This window comes from Photobacterium damselae, from assembly GCF_003026815.1.
Classification (GTDB): Bacteria; Pseudomonadota; Gammaproteobacteria; order Enterobacterales; family Vibrionaceae; genus Photobacterium; species Photobacterium damselae.
This window is the reverse complement of sequence record NZ_PYOG01000060.1, coordinates 1-7,562: the sequence shown is the minus strand read 5'-3', so window position 1 is coordinate 7,562 and position 7,562 is coordinate 1. Positions and strand designations below refer to the sequence as shown.

Annotated in this window: 9 protein-coding genes; all 9 read right to left on the bottom strand. The window is 48.6% G+C overall.

Annotated features, from left to right (window positions below):
* Positions 1-1,208 (bottom strand): conjugal transfer protein TraG N-terminal domain-containing protein (locus CTN07_RS21815; RefSeq protein ID WP_211315311.1); only part of this gene is annotated, 1,208 nt, incomplete at its 3' end.
* Between the two features lie 2 nt (positions 1,209-1,210).
* Entirely contained in the window at positions 1,211-2,584 is a 1,374-nt protein-coding gene (locus CTN07_RS21810) for a conjugal transfer protein TraH (protein WP_005306945.1), read from the bottom strand.
* Complete coding sequence (gene trbB, locus CTN07_RS21805; protein ID WP_146154903.1) at positions 2,581-3,099, bottom strand: type-F conjugative transfer system pilin assembly thiol-disulfide isomerase TrbB; 519 nt, start codon at positions 3,097-3,099, stop codon at positions 2,581-2,583. The genes CTN07_RS21810 and trbB overlap by 4 nt, the downstream gene beginning before the upstream one ends.
* Entirely contained in the window at positions 3,051-3,344 is a 294-nt protein-coding gene (locus tag CTN07_RS21800) for a hypothetical protein (protein WP_013404484.1), read from the bottom strand. Before CTN07_RS21800 ends, trbB begins: the two co-directional genes overlap by 49 nt.
* Before the next feature lie 2 nt (positions 3,345-3,346).
* On the bottom strand, positions 3,347-4,105 hold the full coding sequence (traF, locus tag CTN07_RS21795; protein WP_005306941.1) for a type-F conjugative transfer system pilin assembly protein TraF: 759 nt from the start codon (positions 4,103-4,105) through the stop codon (positions 3,347-3,349).
* Positions 4,102-5,934: a type-F conjugative transfer system mating-pair stabilization protein TraN gene (traN, locus tag CTN07_RS21790; protein ID WP_005306939.1), complete on the bottom strand. Its 1,833-nt coding sequence runs from the start codon at positions 5,932-5,934 to the stop codon at positions 4,102-4,104. Before traN ends, traF begins: the two co-directional genes overlap by 4 nt.
* On the bottom strand, positions 5,931-6,578 hold the full coding sequence (gene trbC / locus CTN07_RS21785) for a type-F conjugative transfer system pilin assembly protein TrbC (RefSeq protein WP_005306936.1): 648 nt from the start codon (positions 6,576-6,578) through the stop codon (positions 5,931-5,933). The genes traN and trbC overlap by 4 nt, the downstream gene beginning before the upstream one ends.
* Positions 6,541-6,756 carry a hypothetical protein gene (locus tag CTN07_RS21780; RefSeq protein WP_013404480.1) on the bottom strand — a complete coding sequence of 72 codons (216 nt, stop codon included), beginning with the start codon at positions 6,754-6,756 and terminating at the stop codon, positions 6,541-6,543. Before CTN07_RS21780 ends, trbC begins: the two co-directional genes overlap by 38 nt.
* A gap of 161 nt (positions 6,757-6,917) precedes the next feature.
* The coding region (locus CTN07_RS21775; RefSeq protein WP_211315310.1) for a TraU family protein at positions 6,918-7,562 on the bottom strand (645 nt) is incomplete at its 5' end.

Below are 7,562 nucleotides of genomic sequence, written 5' to 3'. Positions count from 1 at the left end.
AAAGACATACCGTGCAGTAAATTGGTGGATTCGGCTCCTGCATATTGCAGTGAGTAGGTCATGATGAGGTTGATGACCGTGAAGAAAAACGGCCACAGTGCCAGATAGAAAAAGCCCCCAAGGTAGCCTTTCAGTACCCGAACTGTCATACCTGGTATGAACGCGGCCAAGAACACCGGAATGGAGCTGCAGGCTAAGAGCAAAATCAGCACTGAGTTCACAATCGGCAGCCATTCAGCGGCATTGATGCCCATGGAGGTCATAAAGGACTGAGTTTGCATTTGGCTGTGAGTAGCGGCGTAGTTAAACGCCGCGGCCGTAGCGCCTGTACTAGCGGCACTATCAAGCAGCCCTGATTTCACGCCATTGACGGCAATGTTTTGCTTTAAGAGGTCAGAGGCCGACTTGTTGATGTTATGAAAGGTGCGATAACTGCTGGCAACGGCATTTTGCAGTAAGGCTTCATTGGTTGCCCAACCATTGATGACCGTCTCGGTGCTCATCAAGCGAAAGCTCTTGTTAGCCTCGTCTCGGAACTTGTTTTCAAGAAGCGGCAGCGCTTCTTGGCAGGTGGGAAACGCGCCATTCATGGCAATGCGACGCACCGGAGAGGGGCGGTTATTTTTCAAAAACTCAAAGATATCTCCCGCTTGAGCAAACTGAGTCCATGTGTATTTTTTGTTAATGGTGATGTCTTTGCGAATGCAGTTCTGGGTGTATTGCCCCCAGAGTTGCTTAAGTTCGCCATCTTGAATACCAATACGTTGGCTCAGGCCAACCAGTTTTGAACCAAATAACATCCCCGATTTGGTGTAAGCCGCTTCATCGGGTTGGACAAAAATCACATCCGTGGCTCGTGCTAGGCCATACATGAAGGTAGTGGCGTAATGGATAGGGGCGGCCACACCAATGGGCACATTATCCACAAAGTAAGTGCGACCCGACATACTGGAATCGTCGATGCGAACGGTAGCCGTTGGTATAAGCAGCATCGAGGAGACCGTGAGATTAACCGCAATGTAGGAGAGTAAATGGGTATGGTCTCGGCTGGTAAAGAACCGGAACATGGTCATAAGAAGCGCACACATGCCCACGATAGCCAAAAGATGGCCGTAACTGTCGCCACGCAAAAACGTGGCGATGGCATTAAAGACCTTCTCGGCGGTGGCACCGCCAGAGAAGACATACACATCATAAACGTTTGCCATGATTATTCATCCTGTCCAAAGAGTAGATTTTGTCGTGCTTGACCGGAGAAACTGCCTTCCACTCGTTGCTCAAGCTCCATCGTGGCTCGAATGATGGATTGCTCAGCTTCTAGGGTTTGCAGGGCTTGAATGCGGCTAAGGCGCATTTGCTCGCTCGCTTGTCCGATAACGATATACAGTGCCGCCACATCTTCGGGATTGCTGCCTTTAGAATCGAGCGCACCCTGGATAACCTTAAGGGCATCTTGCAGATACGCGGTCACAAGGTCTGTAGATATCACCTGAGCGTAAGCATTGATGCTCGATTCTAAGCTGTAGCCCGACTCAAGGCTGACGGTCATCATCTTAAGAACGGGTAGTGAAACCGAATCTAAAAACTGGGTCTCATTGTTACTTAAACCCTGGTCTGAGCGGTACTTGGTGATGATGCTGCGCAGTAACACCGCAACGCGGTGTTTAAGGGCTTTATCTTGGTTGATGGTCAAGGTGGCTTGAGTGGGTTTTAAACACCCATTTTGACCGGATGTGTCACAGCGGTAGTAGCTGGCTTCACCCCCTTGGGTCATGACTTCGATTAAGTTGTTACTCGATGTCAACAGGGATGGGTAGCGAGTGGCACTCATTTTATCGTCATAGACGATGGTGCCTGAGAGTGACATAAAGAACTCCGCCAATTGCCTGTCACCGGATAGGAAGCCGTTTTTGTGCAAGGAGTACCAGATGATGTTGCGGTTGGCCGCCACAAAGTCTTTAAGTTTGGGGTCGTTAGTTGCGTTCTTAACCTGCTGGTTAGCTGATGCCTCGTTATTGCACCCATTTTTCGCTGCCGCCCAATCTGCAAAACTGTTGTTTTGCGTACCCATGGTGGCGCAGATGTAGTTTTTCTCACCCACTCCGGCAAAGCCGGCGAGTGCCGAGATACCCGCTTGTGCTGCCTCACAGGAATTGACCGATAGGGCATTAATTTCACGGGCGATGGCTTCGAGTCGGTCTTTAACGTTCTTTAATTGGGGCGCCCAAGTTTGCAGTGCCAAATCAACCGCAAAGGGCACAGCGTTAGAGACGATGGCTTTGCCCATCGACACCAGTTGGTCGCTATTTATGAAGGAAAACCCTCCGGCAAAAAGGTCGATACCGCCACAACCAGCGTTAATTTCGGGCACGGTAATGGTCGCCAGTTGCATTTGTTTAACCGGAGTTCGAATGTACGCGCTGCCCCCAGTGTAGTAGTTGGCCGCCTGTCCTTGATAGGACTGCGGTAGGGTGGCGTTGCCTTCAAAGGTCAGGCCATCAAAGAAGCTGCCGAGGTCAGAATCCACCCCTGCAACGGTTGGGTTAGAGAGCATGAGTGGGATAAGAATGGCGAGTTTTTTCATTGTAACTGACTCTTAATATGTGGATAGGTCAAGCTGGCCGCATACGTGGTGTTGAGTGCCGATAACGGCACGTTACCAAGGCCGAGCGTGACGTGTTTACGGTTATTGAGGTTGACCAAAAACAGCGCCGGATAGGTCACATTGCTGGTTGAGTGGTAAAAGGTCTCAACGATGTCTTTGGTGGCCGTTAGCGGTCTTGGGTATTGAGGCAGTCCCTGGCCATCGACCGAGAACGCATAGACGGGTAAGCCCGTCTGTTTGGCAAAGGTCTGTAACGTAGGGGCAAACTGATGACAATAGGGGCACTTGCTACTAAAAATGAACGCCAGTCCGTATTGTTGCTCTTGGGTCATTGTTGGGGATGGAGCGGGTTCGTGTTTTTCCATCGCCCCTTGCAGGGCTTGTTTGACGGGATTAGCCGCACTTGGGAAACTGGCAAGCAGTGCTAGTACCATAAGAGATCGTTTCATTGAATACCTACAAATTGAGCTAAGGTCACAACACTGTCTTGCCAATCACTGGCGAGCAGAGGCTGGCCGTGAGCGGTTTCAAAACAGATGGCGTTGACTTGGTAATGAGATTTAATGGCGCGTAGTAAGGTGCGTGATGTTTTACGAGCTTGGGTGATGTCATTAATTGCGGCATTCCAAAAAACAATGTCACCACAGGGCTCTTGGGTGGCGCAGCGCGCCCCAAGCGGCCATTGGCTTAAACGCTCAACAAGGAGCGTTTGCAATGAGGTTGAGCACGGCTTGACCATGATTAAAAATCCGGTTGATATTGGGTTGCCACATTCAAAAATCGACCCAATAACTCTTCTTGGGAAATGAAACCATAGGCGAGCGGCTTTATGTCTTGAGTGTTGGGATTGACCGCCAGTAACGCAGGGATGACAGGCACCTTAAGCTTGCCGTTATTGAGGCGGTTTTGTTTGATGCTTGGCAATATCTTGCCATCATCGCTGATACCCAATAGCGAAATGCCGTATTGCTCAGCAAAGGCTTGAATACTGGGTGCCAGTTGTTGATTGAGTGGGTCTTGCCCCTGATAGACAAAGAACAAACCGTAGCCTTGCTCTGCAAGGGCTTTAACCGCGGCCTCTTTTCTGGCTTTGATTTGTGCGTTTTGCGTTTGTCTTGCCAGCGATTCAGTGGGGTGTTTGATTCGGTAAGAGAGGCTTGGGTCAACGAGCAGCGCCTCTTTCCACGTCATGCCAAAGTCTGTGGTCTTGCCATCGATGTACTGGCTAAGCTTCATAAACGCCAGTACGTTATCCACTGTTGGGTTGATGACGGCTTGATTTTGTACCTCTGCCATATAGCCATGAAACCAGTTCATTTGTTCGGTGGCCGTCATGGGCTTAGACGGTGTTTGAGTGATGGTAGCATGAGGCTGTTTGGGAAGCGGTGGTTTAGGTTGGACGATGGGGGCTTTGGGTTCGTTGTACCAGCGCCAACCGTTTGGATTGGCGTAAAGTGGTGTGATAACGATAAGCAACCACGCCAAAGAGAGTGGCTTCACTGTGCTAAATCTCCGTATTTATCGTTAATGCGGTCTTGGATTTCCTGCATATTCGGCAATTCCATGTTGGCCTCTAAATCACCGTAAAACTCGCTCATGTCGATTTTGGAAAAATCGACATGCTGCAATTGTTCAGGAGTAAAGCCTTGGCAGTCTGGCTCTTTCTTAGAGCCAAATCCCAGCCCCAGTTGTTTTTTGCCTTGCTCTTGAATGATGCGGGTCATTTTGCTATCAAACTGGCAATAGCTTTTCTTCTTACGAATGCAGACCCCAAGGACTTTCTCGGCGCAATACTCACCCAATTCAATGGTGAGTTTTTTCTCTTTAGCCGAGGCCAGTCCTTTCTCTTCGGCTGAGCATTGGGTTAAACCAATGTCGTTACCCCAACCCGAATCGGCGCAGCAATCTGACAGTCCGATGGGCTTTTTGTCACAAAAAGCGGGTTTTCCGGTAAAGATGCGCAGATTATCAGCATTGAGTGAGGCGGCCGCTTCACCTAAAGCGGCAAGGGCAGACGCCGCTTCTGAGAAGTTGCCGTTTTGCTTTTGCTCTTCAAAATAGCAATCTCCGTTCAAGCAGAACATGGTTTCACCGCAAACCAGATTGGTTTGCTCACATTGGCGCTCTTCACAAGTGAGGTTGACGCTGTTTTCAACGCACACCCCAAGGACTTGAGTTTTGCAGCCCTTGTTGTCAATCTGACAGGTGAGCGGTGCGCCTGTGACCGCTTTACCTAATAGCGGCGTACAGGTATTGGGGTACTGGCACTGGTAGGTTCGCTTCTTCTTCCAGCAATCCAAATACACAGGGACACCATTGATGTAGCGCGTTCCCGCGCCTTCTACGCAAATCTCTTGTGTTTGGCTGCATTGGTTTGGAATGCCTTTGCAGTTGTCTCTCCAACCCATTTGTACGGTTTTTTGCGTAAAGTGTGCGATGACATAACCGTGACCTTTCGGCGCGAGGGTCCTGTTGTCGGCTTTCACCTCCAAGCGAAAGGTGTGTAAATTTCGTGAAGGATTTAACGTGGTATAACGAGCGGGCACGGTGTAGCTGACGTAACAGCGACTATTAAAGATACCGGAGCCTTCGGTTTTTTGATGGCGAGTTCCGGTAAAAGAGGCCACTTGGCTGCCATTGACCCACAGGGTCATGGCTATGGTGAAGTTACCATTTGTACATTTCACGCCATTTTGCACTCGGTCGGTTGTGAGCGTAGGGGTGTCGATTTGGGTGACGGTTTCAGCTTTATTTAAAGTGTAGCTTCCAAGGGTGCCATTAACGGTAAAGGTTTTTCGGTCGGCTTTAGTGCCCGTACTCACCACATAGGCTTCACTGCGGCAATAGGTAGGTTGTCCGGTTGGCTCGCTACACTGGCGCTTAGTATCAACGTATTTGCAAATATCGCCCCCTTCACAATCGACATATTTGTTGGAAATGCCATGACTGATGTTATAGCTGTTGTCCATGTAGGTTTTGGCATTGCGATAAGCAGGATCATTTGGGTCAATGGTGTGCTTAGGTCGGTTGTTAAACCCCTCAGTGATGTTGGCCGCATTGGGGTTCGTTACCAATTGCTTTTCGCCTTCGGCGATAAGCGCGGCATCATTGTTTAAGTATTGGCTCTGACTTGGGTTGTTCATTTCATTGATGCAGGCTTGGTCTTTGCAATACCCTTCGGCATTAAATCCTTTAAAATTAGGGTTACTCAAACTGCTTTGAATGCTGGCCTTAGCGTTTGGCACCTCTTGGTGAAAACGGTTGCCGATAACATCAGCGGCGGCTATGTGGCTGACCAAAAGAGTCACTAGGAGTAAATATTGGTTCATTGAAGCGCTTTCCTTGCAATATGAGCATGATCTCCGTGGGTGGCGATGGTATTAAGGGCATCAAAAAGCGAGACGTTGCCGTAGACCACATCAAAGTTTTTAGGATCACAAGGTGGCTTGCCTTGGCAAGCACCCGGTTTCATGACCACAAAGGCTGGAACGCGGTTAATACCAAATTGCTTAAACCAAATGGGATTGATCGACATACCCCCAAGGGGCTTTTGGTTATCTTTTGGCAGCACCAAGGCTTTGACTAACTGCGCGGTTTGAGTAAAACCGCCCACCGTCACACCACGAATAACTATGGGGATGTGTTTATTGTTAGCCTGGTGAAGTAGCTGCTTAAGTGAGGTTTTAGGCATTCCAAGGGAGGCAAATATCATCACGCTTGGGGGAGCGGCGTTAGGGTTTTGGCTTGGTATCACTTTTTGGTTGGCCGTTTGTCCAAGGCTAGTTGCCATTGACTGATATTGCTTAGCTTTTAAGTGCGCTTGAATGGCTGATTGCTGAGTTTCAGGCATAAAAAAAGAAGCGGCCTGCGCTTCTTTTTGTTGTTGGGTGGCTTTGGCCTCTTGCTCTGTCCAAGCGTGGACAGGCAAGGTAAGGCTAAATAACGCGGCGAGCATTAATTTTTCGAGTTTCATCTTCTAGGTAATCCTCGTAGGTTATCCCCATAGCTTGCAGGTCTTGAATGAAATCGCGGTGGCGACGTTTTTGTAAAATACGCTGCCTATCAATTCGCGTTAATTTTGATGGGGCTGGATAGCGGCTTTGAATGTCATCGAGTTCGATATCAGGCTTTTCCATTAATGAATCAAACATGGTATGTCCTTATGCATAAAAATGTGTATATAGTATTGATTGATCGGGTGAATGCGTGGTATTAATGCATTTGTTGTATGGATTTCCATTCATTCGTCAACAATTTACACTTTGCACTCAAGTTTGCTAACCACCATTCCTTCTCTTGGTGGTTTTTTTTATTAAAGAAAAACGCAGTTGCGTTTTCGCCATTGCACAAAACCAAAGTTATCACCCGTTACTGGATTATCATGCCCTGACTCCCAGATGGCCGTTGTGGTGCCATAGGGATAGCAGTTAAAAGGGTTAGGGATGACATTGGACAGTTGATAGCGGTAACGAGATTTAGGCAGTATCGGCATAGGATGCTGAACGCAGACAGCGCCATCCACACCAAGACTTTCCCACACAATCCCTTGCCTGTGCAGTTTGTAATTAAGTCGCTCGGCCATTAATACCGCCGATTGCATCGGGGTATCTCGGTAACCGGTATTACCCGTTAACGGGTAAGCCGAACCTTGCGATCCCATACACCAAAACAGCGCATCTATCGGTAAAAAGAAGCTGGTCGAGGTTTTAACCGCCTCAGCGACACACGCCAGTTGCGCGATAGGGTTGCCAAAGAGAATGGCTTCGGGGTTTAAAATGAAGGACAGCTCGTCATCATCCCAAAAAGGGTCAAGCTCAGTTAAGTAACCCACATCGAAGTTATCCATCGCCATACATGCAGAAGACTGCAATATTTGTAACCAATAGATGAGCGGATATTTGTACCAGTGTGCTTGGTAAAAAGCACCAGAACTGCTATCCCCTGGTTTTTTATAACT